This window comes from Streptomyces sp. NBC_01465 (assembly GCF_036227325.1).
Lineage (GTDB): Bacteria > Actinomycetota > Actinomycetes > Streptomycetales > Streptomycetaceae > Streptomyces.
The window spans coordinates 2,617,517-2,633,609 of the sequence record NZ_CP109467.1 but is presented as its reverse complement, the minus strand read 5'-3'; the positions used below and the strand labels follow the sequence as shown (position 1 = coordinate 2,633,609).

General features: G+C 70.4%; 13 protein-coding genes. 7 read left to right on the top strand and 6 right to left on the bottom strand.

The features are described from left to right. The first annotated feature begins 118 nt into the window (after positions 1 to 118). A complete protein-coding gene (locus OG707_RS12100) occupies positions 119 to 1,456 on the top strand; it encodes a M14 family zinc carboxypeptidase (protein WP_329117345.1) in 1,338 nt (445 codons plus the stop codon). On the opposite strand, the gene OG707_RS12095 is transcribed toward OG707_RS12100, so the two are convergent. Together OG707_RS12095 and OG707_RS12090 are read right to left on the bottom strand one after the other, a co-directional pair. Continuing rightward, entirely contained in the window at positions 1,407 to 1,907 is a 501-nt protein-coding gene (locus OG707_RS12095; RefSeq protein ID WP_329117343.1) for a DUF1203 domain-containing protein, read from the bottom strand. The two genes, OG707_RS12100 and OG707_RS12095, sit on opposite strands and share 50 nt — an antisense overlap. 79 nt (positions 1,908 to 1,986) lie before the next feature. After that, on the bottom strand, positions 1,987 to 2,538 hold the full coding sequence (locus tag OG707_RS12090) for a hypothetical protein (RefSeq protein ID WP_329117341.1): 552 nt from the start codon (positions 2,536 to 2,538) through the stop codon (positions 1,987 to 1,989). A gap of 102 nt (positions 2,539 to 2,640) precedes the next feature. Here OG707_RS12090 and OG707_RS12085 point away from each other — a divergent pair, with 102 nt between their 5' ends. Both OG707_RS12085 and pepN read left to right on the top strand, forming a co-directional pair. Then, a complete protein-coding gene (locus OG707_RS12085; RefSeq protein ID WP_329117339.1) occupies positions 2,641 to 3,159 on the top strand; it encodes a PadR family transcriptional regulator in 519 nt (172 codons plus the stop codon). A gap of 86 nt (positions 3,160 to 3,245) precedes the next feature. Further along, a complete protein-coding gene (pepN, locus tag OG707_RS12080) occupies positions 3,246 to 5,810 on the top strand; it encodes an aminopeptidase N (protein WP_329117337.1) in 2,565 nt (854 codons plus the stop codon). Between the two features lie 80 nt (positions 5,811 to 5,890). Here pepN and OG707_RS12075 read toward each other — a convergent pair whose 3' ends face one another. From OG707_RS12075 to OG707_RS12065, 3 genes are all read right to left on the bottom strand, one after another. Next, positions 5,891 to 6,907 (bottom strand): aspartate-semialdehyde dehydrogenase, encoded by a 1,017-nt coding sequence (locus OG707_RS12075; RefSeq protein ID WP_329117334.1) that lies wholly within the window; start codon positions 6,905 to 6,907, stop codon positions 5,891 to 5,893. A 184-nt stretch (positions 6,908 to 7,091) separates the two neighbouring features. Beyond that, positions 7,092 to 10,400: a S8 family serine peptidase gene (locus OG707_RS12070; protein WP_329117332.1), complete on the bottom strand. Its 3,309-nt coding sequence runs from the start codon at positions 10,398 to 10,400 to the stop codon at positions 7,092 to 7,094. A gap of 181 nt (positions 10,401 to 10,581) precedes the next feature. Continuing rightward, positions 10,582 to 11,127, bottom strand: coding sequence for a CGNR zinc finger domain-containing protein (locus OG707_RS12065; RefSeq protein ID WP_329117330.1), 546 nt, complete (start codon positions 11,125 to 11,127; stop codon positions 10,582 to 10,584). Between the two features lie 137 nt (positions 11,128 to 11,264). On the opposite strand from OG707_RS12065, the gene OG707_RS12060 reads away from it, so the two are divergent. From OG707_RS12060 to OG707_RS12045, 4 genes are all read left to right on the top strand, one after another. Then, positions 11,265 to 11,714 carry a VOC family protein gene (locus tag OG707_RS12060; RefSeq protein ID WP_329117329.1) on the top strand — a complete coding sequence of 150 codons (450 nt, stop codon included), beginning with the start codon at positions 11,265 to 11,267 and terminating at the stop codon, positions 11,712 to 11,714. A 13-nt stretch (positions 11,715 to 11,727) separates the two neighbouring features. Continuing rightward, entirely contained in the window at positions 11,728 to 12,606 is an 879-nt protein-coding gene (locus OG707_RS12055; protein ID WP_329117327.1) for a pyridoxamine 5'-phosphate oxidase family protein, read from the top strand. Between the two features lie 9 nt (positions 12,607 to 12,615). Next, a complete protein-coding gene (locus OG707_RS12050) occupies positions 12,616 to 13,074 on the top strand; it encodes an NUDIX hydrolase (protein WP_329117325.1) in 459 nt (152 codons plus the stop codon). A gap of 200 nt (positions 13,075 to 13,274) precedes the next feature. Continuing rightward, positions 13,275 to 15,011: a TIGR03767 family metallophosphoesterase gene (locus OG707_RS12045; RefSeq protein WP_329117323.1), complete on the top strand. Its 1,737-nt coding sequence runs from the start codon at positions 13,275 to 13,277 to the stop codon at positions 15,009 to 15,011. Positions 15,012 to 15,023: 12 nt separating this feature from the next. Here OG707_RS12045 and OG707_RS12040 read toward each other — a convergent pair whose 3' ends face one another. Next, complete coding sequence (locus OG707_RS12040) at positions 15,024 to 16,079, bottom strand: hypothetical protein (protein ID WP_329117321.1); 1,056 nt, start codon at positions 16,077 to 16,079, stop codon at positions 15,024 to 15,026. Positions 16,080 to 16,093 lie beyond the last annotated feature (14 nt).

The following is a 16,093-nucleotide window of genomic DNA, read 5'->3' as shown; positions in this document are numbered from 1 at the left end:
TGACAGGCGAGTTGACGAAACGGAGTGAACATGGCCACGAAGATCGTGATACGCCCGCTGGACAAGAAAGAGACGACCGGGGACAGCAACTCCAACGGCAGCTGAGTGGAGGGCCGGCGTGCGGACACCGTGGTATCCGACGATCGACGAGCTGGAACTGCAGGCCCGCGCGCTGGTCGCCGCGCACCCGGAAACCCTGGGACTGCGCACCGTGGGCGAGAGCAGGGCGGGGTCTCCGCTCTGGCTGCTGTCGGCCGGGCGGGGGGAGCGCCATGTGCTCACCGTGTCCGGCGCGCACGCGAACGAACCGGTGGGCGGGGCCTCCGCGCTGCGGCTCGCCGGTGAGTTGGCCCGCGCGCCCGAGCTTCTCGAACTGCTCGACTGCACATGGCACATGCTGCTCTGCCTCGACCCGGACGGCGCGCGTCTGGCGCAGGGGTGGGCGCCGGGGGAGGCGGATCCTTCTTTGGAGGGCTACCACCGGCACTTCTACCGGCCCGCGTTCGTCTGTCAGCCGGAGTCGTTGCCCGCGCAGGGCGACGGCCGGGACCCGCTCCCCGAGTCGTCGGCGCTCGTACGGCTCCTCGACGAACTGCGGCCGACGGTGCAGTTCTCGTTGCACGGCATCGAGTTCGGCGGCGCTTTCCTGCAGTTGACGCGGCCGGTGCCCGGTGCTGCTCATGACTTCAGGGAGACGGCGGGGCGCTTGGGCGTCCCGCTGGAGCACCGGCCCTACGACTCCGTCGACTGGGACGAGGACGGGCCGGGTGTGCTGGTGCTGCCCGGTGCGCGCACACGTGGTGAACGCGATGCCAGCGGGTTCGTCTCCGAGATGACCTGGACGTACCCACTGAGGCACGGCACGGTCACCGCCATCGTCGAGACACCCTCCTGGGGCCTGACCTCGGTGAGTGACGGGCGTCCCGCAGCCGACCCGGGCAAAGAGCTGGCAAGGGCGCGTGAGCTGTTGCTGCGCAGGACAGGGCAGTTGACGGACGCACTCGGCGCGGGTGACACCGCTGTGCCCGAGGGGCTGATTCCGATCCGTACCGCGGCTCAGGAGCTCATCGACGTCGCTCCCTCGATCGTCGGCACCTGGGATTCGTACGCGGAGGATCCGTACGCACAGGGCGGGTTGCGCACCGTCGAGGGCCATTTCGCTTCACTTGCTCTCGCAGCCCGCCGTATCCCTCTGCGCGCGGCAGCCATGATGCGCAGGGCTCTGGAAGTCACCGAACCCGCCACCGCCGACGCACTCACCGGCCTGGTGCGCGCATGGTGCCGGGAGCTCGAGGAGACGTACGACCCCCGCTGGGTCCCGGTCGCCGCGCAGACGGAGCTCCATGTGCGAACCATGCTGGACCTGGCCGGGAAGCTGCTCGTCGACGACGGCGACCAGGCCCCCGTTACGGCCTGCGGACCTCGAACTGGAAGCAGCCGTACTCCACGGCCCTGATGTGCACCAGCGCGACCTCCGGCTCGGCGAACGCTTCCGCGAGGGCCGTGTCGAACCCCTCGGCGGCTGTCTCCGGTATCTCCAGGAGGCGGCCGCCGACTATGTGGCCCTCGGCGTTGTAGCGGCGGAGCGTGCGCAGGGCGCCGGGGCGGCTGAAGGGGTACTCCTCGGGGGCCTCGGCCGGGCCCTCGCACTCCTCGGCGTGGATGAAGACCGGGCCCTGCTCGTCGTACGCGCCCGGCTTGGCCCAGGTCTCTGCTGCCCAGCGGCGCAGCGGTGCGTACGAGACGAGGGCGATCTCCTCGCCCTCGTGGACGGGGCGCAGGCAGCAGCGGAGCGGGGAGCCGGCTTCGGTGGCGGTGTACGGGGCGCAGGCGCGGCCCGCGTCGTCGGTGGAGCGGAGCTCCTTGAGGGCTGCCGGGGGGATCGCGAGTGCGGTGTAGTTCGTCATGACTCCAGACTCCTTCCGGCCGCGGGCCGTTTCCGGCGGTATTCGGACGTTGCGCTGGGCGGACTCTCCGGACTGGTGCTCAGGCCTGGGTGACGCGGGCCCGGGCGCGCTCCGGGTAGCGGGCGGTGAAGACCGCGGCGACCGCGAAGCCGGCGACCTGGACGGCGGTGGAGACTCCGCTGCCGAGGTCATTGGCGTACACGGCGACCAGTACGGCGGCGGTCACGGTGAAGGAGGCCGCCCAGAAGGCGGTGATCACCACATTGATGCGGCGGAAGAGCGGCGTGTGCCAGACCGCCTCCGGCGCCTGCTTGCGGGCTATGCCGGTGGTGAAGGGGCGGCCCACGGCCAGCGTGGCCCAGGCGGTCACGGCCAGCCAGCCGAAGGAGAGCGTGCCGCTGTAGTCCTGCAGACCGCTGTCGGGGCGGGCGAAGGCGAAGACGGTGAGGACCGCGAAGTAGGCGACGGTGCTGATCTCCAGGATCTTCGCTCCGGCGGCCTCGCCGGCCTGGCGGTCCTTGACCAGCAGCCAGGCGCCCAGCGCCAGACCCGTCACTGCTCCCCACTGCCAGCCCGCGGAGGAAACGACGGCGAACGCGATCCACGGGAGAAAGCCGCGCAGGTAGTTCATGAGGAGCTCCTAGTTCGGTCCGGCCTTGCGTTCCAACTTCGACATGTCAAAAGTAGAAGGTCCTGCATTGACGTGTCAAGAGTGGAAGGTAAAGTGGAGTCCATGAGTCTTCGCCACGCTGTTCTCGGGCTGCTCGCCGAAAAGCCGGCCAGCGGCTACGACTTGATGAAGCTGTTCGAGTCCTCGCTGGCCAACGCCTGGCCCGCGACCCAGAGCCAGGTGTACGGGGAGCTGGGGAAGCTCACCGACGCCGGTCTCATCGAGGTCGCCTCGGAAGGCCCTCGCGGGCGCAAGGAGTACGCCTTGACCGAGCCGGGCCTCACCGAGCTGCGCCACTGGCTCACCGAGGTCGAGCCCACCCGGGTCAGACGGAGCGACCTGCTGCTGCGGGTCTTCTTCCTCGGCGTCCTCACGCCGCTGGAGGCCAGGACCTACCTCGCCACCGAGGCCGCCCGCGCCGAGCGGCAGCGCAACGGGCTGAAGGAGCTGGAGGCGTCGATCGACTGGGGCGACGACCCGATCTCGGTCCACGGGCGCCTCGCGCTGGAGTACGGGCTGCGGATCAGCGCCGCCCAGGAGGAGTGGGCCCGGTGGGCTGCCGAACAGCTCGGATCCCCTTGAGTTCAGCCCTGGGAAATACGGACTGACCCACACCCTCGGGGCGTGGAAGGATGGCCGGAAACGTCACATACCGAGGAGATGCCCAGGTGCCTGGCACGAATCTGACCCGCGACGAGGCGCAGCAGCGGGCGCGCCTGCTCACCGTCGACTCGTACGAGATCGACCTCGATCTGAGCGGCGCACAGGAGGGCGGCACCTACCGGTCCGTGACCACCGTGCGCTTCCAGAGCGCGGAGGCCGGGGCCGAGACCTTCATCGACCTCGTCGCGCCCACCGTGCACGAGGTCGTGCTGAACGGTGACGCGCTGGACGCCGCGGCCGTCTTCCAGGACTCGCGCATCGCGCTGGCCGGACTGATCTCCGGTCCCAACGAGCTCCGGGTCGTCGCGGACTGCGCGTACACCAACACGGGCGAGGGTCTGCACCGCTTCGTCGACCCCGTCGACGAACAGGCCTACCTCTACACGCAGTTCGAGGTCCCGGACGCGCGCCGCGTCTTCGCCTCCTTCGAGCAGCCGGACCTGAAGGCGACCTTCCAGTTCACGGTCAAGGCCCCCGAGGGCTGGACCGTGATCTCCAACTCGCCGACGCCCGAGCCCAAGGACCACGTGTGGGCCTTCGAGCCGACGCCGCGGATCTCCTCGTACATCACGGCCCTGATCGTCGGCCCGTACCACTCGGTGCACAGCAGCTACGAGAAGGACGGCCAGTCCGTTCCCCTCGGCATCTACTGCCGTCCCTCGCTGGCCGAGTTCCTCGACTCGGACGCGATCTTCGACGTCACCCGGCAGGGCTTCGACTGGTTCCAGGAGAAGTTCGACTACGCCTACCCCTTCGCCAAGTACGACCAGCTCTTCGTGCCGGAGTTCAACGCCGGCGCCATGGAGAACGCGGGCGCGGTGACCATCCGCGACCAGTACGTCTTCCGCTCGAAGGTGACGGACGCGGCGTACGAGACGCGGGCCGAGACGATCCTGCACGAGCTCGCGCACATGTGGTTCGGCGACCTCGTCACCATGGAGTGGTGGAACGACCTGTGGCTGAACGAGTCGTTCGCCACGTACACCTCCATCGCCTGCCAGGCGTACGCCGAGGGCTCCAAGTGGCCGCACTCGTGGACGACGTTCGCCAACTCCATGAAGACCTGGGCCTACCGGCAGGACCAGCTGCCGTCCACGCACCCGATCATGGCCGACATCCGTGACCTGGACGACGTCCTCGTCAACTTCGACGGCATCACCTACGCCAAGGGCGCGAGCGTCCTCAAGCAGCTCGTCGCGTACGTCGGAATGGACGAGTTCTTCGCGGGCGTCCAGGCCTACTTCAAGGCCCACGCCTTCGGGAACACACGGCTCAGCGATCTGCTCGGCGCCCTGGAGAAGACCTCCGGCCGTGACCTGAAGACCTGGTCGAAGGCATGGCTCGAGACCGCGGGCATCAACATCCTGCGGCCCGAGATCGAGGTCGACGCGGACGGCGTCGTCACCTCCTTCTTCGTCAAGCAGGAGGCGCCCGCGCTGCCCGCCGGAGCGAAGGGCGAGCCCACGCTGCGCCCGCACCGCATCGCCATCGGCTGCTACGACCTCCAGGACGGCAAGCTCGTCCGGACCAGCCGCATCGAGCTGGACGTCGACGGCGAGCGCACCGAGGTGCCCTTCCCCGCCGGGACGGTCCGCCCCGACGTCGTCCTGCTCAACGACGACGACCTCAGCTACGCCAAGGTCCGCCTCGACGAGGAGTCCCTGCGGGTCGTCACCGCGCACCTCGGCGACTTCACGGAGTCGCTGCCGCGCGCACTGAGCTGGGCGTCCGCCTGGGACATGACGCGCGACGGCGAGCTCGCCACCCGTGACTACCTGGCCCTGGTGCTCTCGGGCATCGGCAAGGAGACGGACATCGGTGTGGTGCAGTCGCTGCACCGCCAGGTGAAGCTGGCCCTCGACCTGTACGCCGCCCCGGAGTGGCGCGAGGCCGGTCTGACGCAGTGGACGGACGCCACGCTGGCGCACCTGCGGGGCGCCGAGCCGGCCAGTGACCACCAGCTGGCCTGGGCCAGGGCCTTCGCGGCCACGGCCCGCACGCCCATCCAACTGGACCTGCTGCAGGGCCTGTTGGAGGGCACGGACTCCATCGAGGGTCTCGCCGTCGACACCGAGCTCCGCTGGGCGTTCGTGCAGCGGCTCGCCGCCGTAGGCCGGTTCGACGTGGAGGAGATCGAGGCCGAGCTCGCACTGGACAAGACGTCCGCGGGCGAGCGCCACGCCGCCTCCGCGCGTGCCGCGCGGCCCGTCGAGGCGGCGAAGGCGGAGGCCTGGGCCTCGGTCGTGGAGTCGGACACCCTGCCCAACTCGCTGCAGGAGGCCGTGATCGGCGGCTTCGTACAGACCGACCAGCGCGAGCTGCTCGCCCCGTACACGGAGAAGTACTTCGCCGCGGTCAAGGGTGTGTGGGACTCGCGCAGCCACGAGATGGCGCAGCAGGTGGCCATCGGGCTCTACCCGTCGCTGCAGGTCTCGCAGGCGACGCTGGACGCGACGGACGCCTGGCTGGCTTCGGCGGAGCCGAACGCCGCGCTGCGCCGCCTGATCTCGGAGTCGCGCTCGGGCGTCGAGCGGGCCCTGAAGGCGCAGGCGGCCGACGCGGCCGCGTAGCGGGGACAGCAGTACGCACTGGGCCCCGCCCGACCCCGGAGAGGGTCGGGCGGGGCCCAGTGCGTACGAGCCAGGAAAGGTCAGCCCTTGAGCTCGGCAGCCACCAGCTCCGCGATCTGGACGGCGTTGAGCGCGGCGCCCTTGCGGAGGTTGTCGCCCGAGACGAAGAGCGCGAGCGAGTTCTCGGCGGTCTCGTCGTTGCGGATCCGGCCCACGTAACTGACGTCCTGGCCGGCCGCCTGGAGCGGCGTCGGGATCTCGGAGAGCTCGACGCCGGGGGCGCTCTGGAGGACCTCGTACGCGCGCTCCACGGACAGGGGGCGCTCGAAGCGGGCGTTGATCTGGAGGGAGTGACCCGTGAAGACCGGGACGCGGACGCAGGTGCCCGAGACCTTCAGCTCCGGGATCTCCAGGATCTTGCGGGACTCGTTGCGGAGCTTCTGCTCCTCGTCGGTCTCGAAGGAGCCGTCGTCGACGATCGCACCGGCCAGCGGCAGGACGTTGAAGGCGATGGGGCGCTTGTAGACGGCGGGCTCGGGGAAGTCCACGGCCCCGCCGTCGTGCACCAGCTTGTCGGCCTCGGCGACGACCTTCTGCGCCTGGCCGTGCAGCTCGGTGACGCCCGCCAGACCCGACCCGGAGACGGCCTGATAGGTGGTGGCGACGATCGCGGTCAGCGCGGACTCGTCGTGCAGGGCGCGCAGGACCGGCATCGCGGCCATGGTCGTGCAGTTCGGGTTGGCGATGATGCCCTTGGGGCGGTTCGCGATCGCGTGAGGGTTGACCTCGGAGACGACGAGGGGAACCTCGGGGTCGCGGCGCCAGGCGGAGGAGTTGTCGATCACGACGGCGCCCTGGGAGGCGACCTTCTCCGCGAGCACCTTGGAGGTGGCGCCACCGGCGGAGAAGAGCACGATGTCCAGGCCGGAGTAGTCGGCGGTGGAGGCGTCCTCGACCGTCACACCGTCCAGGGTCGTGCCGGCCGAGCGCGCGGAGGCGAACAGACGCAGCTCGTCGACCGGGAAGTCCCGCTCGACGAGGATCTTGCGCATGACTGTGCCGACCTGACCGGTGGCTCCGACGATTCCGACCCTCACGGTGACTCCTCCGTACGTGACTGCTGACCAGCGTGTTGTTCCATGATGCGTATGTCCGGGTGTGCCTTGTCCAATCCATTGTCCGGGGGACGGACAGCGGAGGACGGACACCCGGCACGCACAGCGGGGCGGGAGCTCCGAAGAGCGCCCGCCCCGCTGCCGTACCGCTCAGAGAGTCCTGCCGTTACGGCGTGACCTTCTCGATCTGGACGCTGCCGCTGCCCGCGACGGTGCCGCGGCCGTTCAGCAGCTGTACCTCGCCGAAGAACTCACGGCCCTCGGGGGCCGCAGCGGCTGCCGTGACAGTGGCGCTGACCTGGGCCGATGCGCCGTTGGCCAGGGAGATGGCCTTCGACTCGTCGACCGAGACCGTGCCGAGCGCCGGGGCGTAGTACACATCGCGGTAGTTGTAGGTCGTCGACCCGGACGGGACCGAGTAACCCGCGACCTCGATGGTGTACGTACCGGCGGCGGGCTTGAGGATGCTGACCGCCTCCTCCGAGTCGCCGTCCGCGGACTGCGCGACCTGCGTGGCGCCCTTGTAGACCGTGAGGTCCAGGTCGGCCGCGTTGTCCGAGACACCGCCGATGGCGACGTCCAGACGCTCGACGCCCTCACCGATGGTGACCGTGGTGGTCTGGGTCTCACCGTTGGCGATGGTCGGCTTGGCGACCTTCGCGGAGCCGAGCGAGCCGCCCTTCAGCTTGCCGCCGGTGATCGCGGCGAAGCCGTTGGTGACCTTCCAGTCCACCGCTGCCGGGGTGCCGATCTTCGCCTCGGGGATCACCTTGACCGCCGGGTCGAAGGTGGCGCCCAGGAGCGCGACATCCAGCTTGTACGGGTTGTCGAGGTACGGCGAGGTGCGGCGCGCCTCGACCTCGATCTCCCAGACGCCCGGCGTCGGGTCCGCGTAGGAACGCAGGTCCGGACGGCAGGTGTTGGCCGGGTTGTCGTAGTTCGGGTAGCAGTTCGGCGTGCCGCTGTCGTCGACGGCCACACCGTACGGGTGGATCGAGATGAAGCGGGTCTGGCTGCCCGAGCGCAGCGCGCTCATGCCGACCTCAAGGGTCTTCGCGCCCGCCGGGACGGTGACGAAGTACGACTTGGTGCTGTTGCGCTGCACCGAGCTCGAGTTCTTGAAGGTGTACGACGGCGAGGCGAGCGGCGTCGAGACGATGGCGGTGACCATGATCTGCTGGTCCACGCCCTCGGTGCGCTTGTCGTTCACCTCGAGGATGGCGCTGTGCACACCGGCGGAGTCCGGACGCGCCTGGACCTTGACGGTGACCGGCGTGCCGAGCGGCAGCGCGACCTCGTCGTCACCCAGGATGCGCCAGGTGCCGTCGTTGTTCTTCAGCGACAGCTTGTGCTTCACCGCGCGGTCGGGACCGGTGGTGCGGGTGATCGTGACGTCGTACGTCTTCTTCTGGCCGGCCTTCAGACCGCTCTCGCGGTCGTAGATGCCGGTGCCGACGTTCGGGGTCGCGAGCGCGTAGGAGATCGCGGAGGAGACCGGGGCCTGCACCGTGTACTCGTGGGCGGTCGCGCCGTCCTTGATCGCGTCCCAGGCGCCGAGGATGTTGATCAGGCCCGCGCCCTCGGCGTACGCCTGAACACCCTTGATGTGCTTGGCCGTCGACGTCAGCGCGGTGCGCAGGTCGGCGGGCGCCAGCTCGATGTGCGCCTGCTTGGCGGCCGAGATGAGCAGCGCGGTCGCGCCGGTCGCCTGCGGGGAGGCCATCGAGGTGCCCTGGAGCATCGAGTAGCCGGCCGGCAGGGAGTAACCCGACTCCTTGACCGGCGAACCGGGCAGCCAGGTCTGCGTCGTGTTGATCGCCGCACCCGGAGCGGAGAGCGTCGGCGTGAAGCCGCCGTCCTCGCGCGGGCCGCGGGAGGAGAACGGCATCATGTCGTACGACTTGGAGACACCCGAGCCGTAGTTGGACGCCCAGGTCTCCTTGGAGATGGTGGCGCCGACGGAGATGACGTGGTCCGCGAGACCGGGGTCGCCGATGGTGTTGACGCCCGGGCCCTCGTTGCCGGCCGAGATGACCAGCTGGACGCCGTAGGTGTCGATGAGGCGCTTGTAGAGCAGGGCGCGCGCGTTGTTGCCGTCGTTGAGCGCCGGCAGGCCGCCGATCGACATGTTGACGATGTCGACGTGGCGGTTGACGACGAGGTCGATCATGCCCTCGGTCAGCGCGACGTTCGTGCAGCTCGGGCCGAAGACGCAGGCGCGCGAGGAGACGATCTTCGCTCCGGGCGCCGCGCCGTTCATCTTGCCGCCGAACAGGCCGTTGGCGGCGGTGATGCCCGCGACGTGCGTGCCGTGCTCGGAGGCGATGATGCCGATGTTGACGAAGTCGGCCTTCTTGCCGACCCAGTCGCCGCCGTACGGGTCCATCGGGACGCTCTTGCGGATCTCGACGACGAACGGGATGCGCTCGACGACCTGGGTCGCCGGGTTGTCCTTGCCGAAGTAGCCGATCTGGTAGCCGTCCTTGTACGGCTTCATCGGCTCGTTGTTGGTGAAGTCGTTGTCCTGGTCGGTGTCCACGCGCACCGTGCCGGCCACCGGGTCGTACAGCATTCCGAAGACGTCGGTGGTGTCACCGTCCCGGTTGACGTCACCCGCCTCGTCGCCGCCCGCGGTGACCGCCTCGGAGAAGCGGCTGAACTGGTAGGAGCCCGCAGGCGCCTTCCAGGTGGCGCTCGACGCGGTGAAGACGGGGCCCGCCACAGGGGTGACCTGTGCGCGCCAGCTGCCGTCACCGTCGAGGATCGGGTCCGTCGAGGTCACCCAGTCGACGATCTTGCGCTCGCCGGTGGAGGTCTTCTGCAGCGCCGGGTGTCCGAGGTCCACACCCGAGTCGAGGATGCCGATGGTCACTCCGCGGCCGTCGGCCTTGGGGTGCTGCTTCACGAAGTCGACCGCACCCGTCTCGAAGGACGGGTTGTACGGGTTCTTCGCGGGGGTGTCCTTCCCCGGAGCGGCGTACGCATCGGAGCTGGCCTGTGACTTCGCGCCCTTGGCGGTGTCCGCGGCGGGCGTCGGGTCGTCCAGCTCGATCTCGTGCTTGAGGTCGATGCCCTTGACGGCCGACAGCTTCTCCGCTGCCTTGATCGCCGCGTCCGCCTTGGCGGTGGGGATCGTGGCCCGTACGTAGCCGAGCTTGTCGTCGGTCTTGCCGACGCTCGCGCCCGCGACGGCGTCGAGCTGCTTGCTCACCTGCTCGGTGGCGCCGGGGGCGGTGGCGACCATGACCGTGACGGTCTTCTCGCCCTTCGCCTGGGCGTCGTCGAGCAGTTTCGCGTCGGACGAACCGAGCTTGTCGGCCGAGGACTTCGGCGCGACGGGCGCCGGGTCGTCGGTGTTCGCGGCGAACACGGGGGCGGCGCCGGAGGCGGCCAGTGCGGCCACCAGACCGGCTGCGGCCGCTATACGGGCCGCGCGTCTCGCCCCGGGTATGGAGCGAGGGGATTCGGAGGTCATCAGCATCCCTGAAGGTGTCGATTAGGGTCCGGAATACGGTGCCGGATGACCGCTCAGCTTTACTTATATGGCGTGATTTTGGGGAGGCTTGACCCTGGCGGGATGGAGCCATGGCGTATTTCCGCCATGCGTCATCGGGGGCATGGCGGTGCAATTGGTGCGTACGGGGCGCGGGTTGACGTCAGTTGTCTCGGGTGCGCGCGTAGTGGCGTGAGGCCTTGGCGCGGTTGCCGCAGGCGGCCATTGAGCACCAGCGGCGGGTTCCGTTCCGCGAGGTGTCGTAGAAGTACAGAATGCACGATTTGTGCGCGCAGGACCGGATCCGGTCGGGGGCGGCGCGCAGGAGGTCGAGATAGTCGCGGGCGGCCGTCCAGGCCGCACCCCAGGAGGGGTCCTCGAACTCGGGCCGCTCGCCGGGCCCTTCGGCGGTGAGCGTGGCGCGGATACGGCCGTGGTCGAGTACGGCGTTCAGCCGGGCGGCGGCGCGGGCCTCGCCGGGGCTTTCGACCAGACCCGACAGCGCCTCGCGTGCGCTCAGGAGGTGCTCCAGGGTCGGCTCGTCGGCGGCGAAACGGCCGTCGAGACCCGCGCTCGCGAGCCAGACGCGCAGTCCGTCGACGCCGGTGAGCAGGTCCTGCCGTACGTCTTCGTGCATCCACCGGGTGTTGAGCAGGTCGAGGGAGACCGGCTCGCCGGTGAGGGGGCGGGGGTCGGTCGTCGCTGGCATTCCTGGCTCCCTTTCCGAGCTAACCACTCAAGGGTACGTGACTGGTTGACGCCCTCCGATACTAACCTCTAAAATCGAATTAAGAGGTTAGCCATGCATCGCGCACCGCACGCACCGCACATCGACGGAGGCACCCCATGCCCAGCACCCTGCGCACCGGCCACATCGGCCTGAACGTCACCGACATCGACCGCTCACTCGCCTTCTACGCGGACGTCCTCGGCTTCCAGGTGATCGGCGAGGGCAAGGAGGGCGAGAGCCGCTACGCATTCCTCGGCGAGAACGGCACCCTCGTCCTCACCCTCTGGCAGCAGGCCGACGCCGCCTACGACCGGACGCGCGCCGGCCTCCACCACCTCGCCTTCGAGGTCCCCGCCCTCGACGACGTCAGGGCCGCCGAGCAGCAACTCCGCGAGCGCGGGACCGAGTTCGCGTACGACGGCGTGGTCGCCCATCGCGAGGGCGGCGCCTCCGGCGGCATCTTCTTCCACGACCCCGACGGCACCCGCTTGGAGATCTACGCCCCGACCGGCGCCGAGGAGGCCCCCGCCCCCTCCGCCACCGCGCCCACCTGCGGTTTCTTCTAGAAGGAGGCCCGCCGTGGCCACGTACCACCAGGGATCGCTCACCGTGCAGGACCGCGTCGGCGTCCGCGCGCAGGCCGAGCACGTCGGCCGCTCCATAGGGCAGGGCATCAAGCCCGTCGCCGCCGCCTTCCTCGGACTCCAGCCGATGCTGGTGATCGGGGCGGCGGACGGCGCGGGCCGGATCTGGGCCTCGCTGCTCACGGGACGCCCCGGTTTCGTACGGGCCACGGGGCCCCGGTCGATCTCCGTGACCGGCGGCCCGCACGAGGGCGACCCCCTGTACGGCGCCCTCGAAGGCCCCGTCGGCACCATCGCCCTCGACCCGCGCACCCGCCGCCGTATGCGCCTCAACGGAACCGCGCGCACCACCCCGCGCGGACTGGCCGTCGAGGCCGACGAGGTGTTCGCCAACTGCCCCAAGTACATCCAGCGCCGCGACCTCCTCGCGCCCGCCGAGGACACCCCGACCGGTGCCGTGCGGCGCGGCGGACACCTCACCCCCGACCAGGAGAGGTTCCTCCGCGCCGCCGACACCTTCTTCATCGCGACCGCCGCCCCCGACGGCGTGGACGCGAGCCACCGCGGCGGAAACCCGGGATTCGTCACCGTGGAGTCCCCGACCGCGCTGAGCTGGCGCGACTACCCCGGCAACACGATGTTCCTGACCCTCGGCAACCTGGAGACCGACCCCCGCGCGGGAATCCTCGTCCTGGACTGGACGACCGGCGCAACGCTCCAGCTGACGGGCACCGCACACACCGACTTCGACGTGGGCACAGGCGAACGCAGGACGCGCTTCGAGATCGACGAGACGGCCGAGACGCGGTCCGCCAGCCCTCTCCGCTGGTCCGCCCCCGACTACTCACCCGCCAATCCGCCCCCGGGGCACTAGCCTCAACCAATGAACAAGGAGCTCAGGGTGGCGGCGTATGCCGTCTGCGTACGCGACGAACAGGTTCTCCTCGCCCGCTGGGTGGCCGGGGACGGCACGAAGCGCTGGACGCTGCCGGGCGGCGGGATGGACCACGCGGAGGACCCCCTCGAGACGGTCGTCCGCGAACTGGACGAGGAGACGGGGTACACCGTGGAGCCGGTGCGGCTCCTCGGCATCGACTCCATCACTCGCCGCTATCCGCGCAAGCTCGGCATGTTCGCGGACTTCCACGGGCTGCGCATCATCTACGAGGGCAAGATCACCGGCGGTGAACTGCGCCCCGAGGAGGGCGGCTCCACCGACCTCGCCGCCTGGCACCCCCTGGCGGCGGTCGACGACCTCCAGCGGGTCGAACTCGTCGACGTCGGGCTGGAGTTGTGGCGAGACCAGCCGCCGCTCGGACGGGCCGCCTTCCCCGGCCGGTGAACGGGGAATGAGCGCGCCCAGGCCTGCCGGCGAGCGGTGCGTGACGATGTGCGGTCGCGACTGATCCCTGTGCGGAGATCGGTGTCGCGCGTTGCGGCTTCGTTCACGCGCAGGTCACGCCCGGTGCCAACCATCCAAGGAGAGCGGGGAGTTCACCCCGCGGCCCTTGCAGATGCGTTCGCACCCGGGGAGACCGCGCCATGTCACGCACACCTACCGGTGGTACCTCGAACCGCCTCGGCCGCCGCGCCTTTATCGCTGTGACGGGGGCGGCCGGAGTCTCGGCCGGGGCCGGCGCCCTGCTCGACCTGGGCGGCGCACCGTCCGCGCCGCCCGCCGCGGCTGCAGAGCCCGTCGCCCCCGTGCGGCCGGCGGCAGCCCCCGCCGCGGCGCCCTCCCGCAGCGGCACCACCCTCCTCACCGTCGCCGCGCCCCGCACCTCGGGCGGCTACCGGCGGCTCGGCGACGGGCCCGGCTGGTCCCGTACGGTACGGACCGACCTGGCCTCCGCGAAGGCGGGCCGCGACGGGCGCCGCACCACGCTGGCCGCCTTCGTGCAGCTCACCGATCTGCACCTCACCGACGTCCAGCACCCCATCCGCGGCGAGTTCCTGCGCGCCGCGGAGACCGCCACCTGGCGCCCCCAGGAAGCCCTCACCGTCCCCGGCGCGGTCTCGCTGATCGAGCGCGTCAACGCCCTGCGCGCGGCCCCCGCGACCGGCGCGCCGCTCAACTTCGTGATGACCACCGGGGACAACGCCGACAACAACTCCCGGGCCGAACTCGACTGGTTCCTCAAGGTGATGAGCGGCGGCCGGATCACCCCCAACACCGGCGACCCGCGCCACTACGAAGGCATCCAGAACTCCGGCCGCGCCCTCTACTGGCACCCCGAATCGGCCCTGCGCGACGACGACAAACTGCACCACGGCTTCCCGCGGATCGAGGGCTTCCTCGCGGCCGCCATCCGTGACGTCAACAGCCCCGGCCTGCGCATCCCCTGGTACTCCACGGTCGGCAACCACGACACCCTCACCACCGGCGCCTCCGCCGACCACAGCGGTTTCCTGGCCGACTACGCGGTCGGCGACCGCAAGCTGTACGCCGCCCCGCTCGCCGAGGTGCGGGCCCAGCTCAAGCGCGACCGGGCCAACGGCGACTTCGACGGCAGCCACTTCGCCGCCCTCGTCCGCCGTCACGCCAAGACCCTGCATACCATCACCCCCGACCCGTCCCGCGCCCCCTTCACCCCGCGCGAGTACGTCGCCGCCCATCTCGACCCGGCCCGCACGGGCCCCGGTCCGGTCGGCCACGGGTACACCGCCGCCAACCTCGACAGCGACACCCTCCACTACGCCTTCCGCATCTCCGACGACGTACTCGGCATCAGCCTCGACACGACCGACCGCGGGGGCCACTTCGAGGGCACCATCGGCACCACGCAGCTGAAGTGGCTGGAGCGGACCCTGAAGGAGAACCGTCAGCCGTACGCAGTGATCTTCAGCCACCACAACAGCTGGACGATGGACAACACCTACCCCGACCCCGCCCACCCCCATGACACCCGCCACAGCGGCGAGGAACTGGTCGCGGTGCTCAAGCGCCACCCCGAGGTCGTCGCCTGGATCAACGGGCACAGCCACCGCAACAAGATCCAGCCGCACGGCACCTTCTGGGAGATCACCACCGCGTCCCACATCGACCACCCCCAACTGGCCCGGATCGTCGAGCTGGTGGACAACAAGGACGGCACGCTCTCCGTCTTCACCACCCTGGCCGAGTCCGCCGCCCCCCACCGCACCGACTTCACCGACCTCTCGCAGACCGGCCTCGCCGCGATCTACCGCGAACTGGCCTTCAATGCCCCCGGCCACCAGGCGGACCGGACGGGCAAGGCGGGCGACCGCAATACGGAACTGGTGCTGAAGCGGAGGTAGTTGCTCACCGGCTCACCGCGGGAGTACGACCACATAGGCGGCCGGGTCGCGGTCGTCGGACGCCATCAGCGCTGTCCGTACGACCATGGCCTGCTGCTCCGCCGCGTCGCGCAGCTTCTTCGGCGTGATGTGCACGACCGTGATGCCGAGCCGCTCCAGGTGCTCGCGCTTACGGGCGTACTCCGACCACATGGCGTCCTCGTCGTGGCGCGGGGCCCGGGTGTCGAGCTCCAGGGCCACGGCCTGGTCGGACCAGTACGCGTCGACGCCGCCCAGGTGCGGTCCGCCGGGCAGCCGCAGATCCACATTCCACAGCGGATCGGGGAGTCCGTGCTCGCGCACCATCGCATACAGCCGGTCCTCGGCGATGGCCCGTCCCTCGGCGAGGAGCGAGTCGACGGCGTCGACGACGTGGGAGCGGGTGAGGAGCCGGGCCTGGTTCAACTCCTTGACGATGGCGGCCGGTTCGCAGTGCCCGCCCCGTACGGCCTCGGTCAGCAGCCGCCGTACGGCATTGGCGTCGGTGAGCTGCGCGACGGCGTCGGCGAGGGCGCGGGGGACAGGGGCGACGGGCACGCCGGTGATCTCCTGCGCCCGGGGGAGGGCGTGGGCGCGGATGAGACGGGCGAAGCCGGTGGAGCGCAGCCGTCGCGTCCTGGCCACGAGTACATCGATCTGGTCGAGGGAGAGGAGCGGGGGAGCGGAGGAGAAGCGGTGCAGGGCGAGGGCGGCGAGACCGGTGACCATGGTGTCGCCGTACGGGGCGGGGTCCGGCGCGGGCGCCGCCCCCGGCTGCGACTGCGCCGGCACGCCCCGGAGGGTCCCCTCGGCGGGCCGCCCCGCGTACAGCAGCGCCGCGTGCAGCCGCTCCTCGCTGGTCGGCGGCCCCGGGTGCAGGACGAACACGCCGGGCAGCAACTGCTGCCAGGGCCCACCGGGCCGGCACTTGGCGGCGGACCGGGCCGCGCTCACGCCGTGGTGGCGGAGCTGGGCGGCGGAGAGGACACGACGCTGGACGTCGGAGAGGTGGCTGAGGGGGCGGGGGGAGAGGGGGGTGTTGTGGTTCATGCGGTGGGGATTCC

Bases quoted from the DNA above. Each gene is read 5' to 3' on its own strand.
- OG707_RS12085 (WP_329117339.1), top strand. From the start codon at position 2,641: ATGAGTCTTCGCCACGCTGTTCTCGGGCTGCTCGCCGAAAAGCCGGCC.
- OG707_RS12050 (WP_329117325.1), top strand. From the start codon at position 12,616: ATGAACAAGGAGCTCAGGGTGGCGGCGTATGCCGTCTGCGTACGCGAC.
- OG707_RS12095 (WP_329117343.1), bottom strand. From the start codon at position 1,907: ATGACGAACTACACCGCACTCGCGATCCCCCCGGCAGCCCTCAAGGAG.
- OG707_RS12045 (WP_329117323.1), top strand. From the start codon at position 13,275: ATGTCACGCACACCTACCGGTGGTACCTCGAACCGCCTCGGCCGCCGC.
- OG707_RS12065 (WP_329117330.1), bottom strand. From the start codon at position 11,127: ATGCCAGCGACGACCGACCCCCGCCCCCTCACCGGCGAGCCGGTCTCC.
- OG707_RS12090 (WP_329117341.1), bottom strand. From the start codon at position 2,538: ATGAACTACCTGCGCGGCTTTCTCCCGTGGATCGCGTTCGCCGTCGTT.
- OG707_RS12040 (WP_329117321.1), bottom strand. From the start codon at position 16,079: ATGAACCACAACACCCCCCTCTCCCCCCGCCCCCTCAGCCACCTCTCC.
- OG707_RS12070 (WP_329117332.1), bottom strand. From the start codon at position 10,400: ATGACCTCCGAATCCCCTCGCTCCATACCCGGGGCGAGACGCGCGGCC.
- OG707_RS12060 (WP_329117329.1), top strand. From the start codon at position 11,265: ATGCCCAGCACCCTGCGCACCGGCCACATCGGCCTGAACGTCACCGAC.